The organism is Streptomyces sp. 8K308 (genome assembly GCF_004348315.1).
GTDB lineage: Bacteria > Actinomycetota > Actinomycetes > Streptomycetales > Streptomycetaceae > Streptomyces.
Genome location: NZ_SMKC01000665.1, coordinates 1 through 950, shown reverse-complemented (window position 1 = coordinate 950; position 950 = coordinate 1). Strand labels below are relative to the sequence as shown.

At 71.8% G+C, this 950-nt stretch carries 2 protein-coding genes; one reads left to right on the top strand and one right to left on the bottom strand.

What is annotated here, in order from left to right:
- Nucleotides 1-449, top strand: a 449-nt coding sequence (locus E1265_RS37715; protein WP_165954034.1) for a hypothetical protein, incomplete at its 5' end; no start/stop codon positions are given.
- 113 nt (nt 450-562) lie between these two features.
- Here E1265_RS37715 and E1265_RS37710 read toward each other — a convergent pair.
- On the bottom strand, nt 563-712 hold the full coding sequence (locus E1265_RS37710; RefSeq protein ID WP_165954033.1) for a hypothetical protein: 150 nt from the start codon (nt 710-712) through the stop codon (nt 563-565).
- Nucleotides 713-950: the final 238 nt, after the last annotated feature.

Below are 950 nucleotides of genomic sequence, written 5' to 3'. Positions count from 1 at the left end.
CCCCCGAGCCCCGCTACGGCGAATGCGGGCCCGGCGACGTCACCCCCACCACCCAGATGTGGCACGGCCGCGCCGACCAGGCCGAGGCCGCCCTGGCCCAGTTCCACAAGGGCGACGAACCCCCCACCGACGCGACCGTCGCCGACACCCCGGCCACGTTCATCTGGCGCTGGAACCGCGCCACACCCCAGGAACGACACGACCTCGCCGCCCGCGTCCTCGACGCCGGTAAACGCTCCGTGGCGTGCTTCATAGGCGACCACGACAAGCAGATCGCCAACCTCCGGCAGCGCGTGGACCAGGCCGAGGGTGCCCTGCAACGCGTCCGCACCGAGCTGGATGCACTGGGCGGCGAGACGGGCTACCTGTCGCACGTCGCCCGCACCGGCCACACCCAAGCCACCGACCGAATCCGCGCCGCCCTCGACGACGCCGACACCCCGCAGTAGCCCCGCCGGCCCGGCCGCACACCCGGCCGCGTCTGGCTCGCAGACCCCACCGCACTCGACGGCGACGACACCCCCACGCCGTGACCCGTGGCCCGGGCCAGCCGCCGGGCCGCCTATGAGGCAGCGAAGAGGAGAAACACCATGAACCCGGCCCAGCCCAGGAAGATCGAGCCGAAGATGATCCATTCGGCGCGACGGCTCAGCGGATTCTCCTTGAAGTACTTCAGCTGCCCCGTAGGCGCTCCCTGGGGTCCAAGTGCCATGGCCCTCCCCTTTCCAAGGTTTAGTCGTCGCCTACCCACACCGACCGCAGATACCCCTCACCACACCACCGCCGGCCCGGCCACTCCCGGGCGACCCCGGCACGCCCGACCCACGCCCGCACGCACCGACCGACGGGGAGCCACCATGCACGACACCAGCACCACCCAGCAGCAGCTCCAGCTCGTCATCACCCACTGGACCGACCTCGCCGAGCTGGCCACCACCCGCCCCCACGAC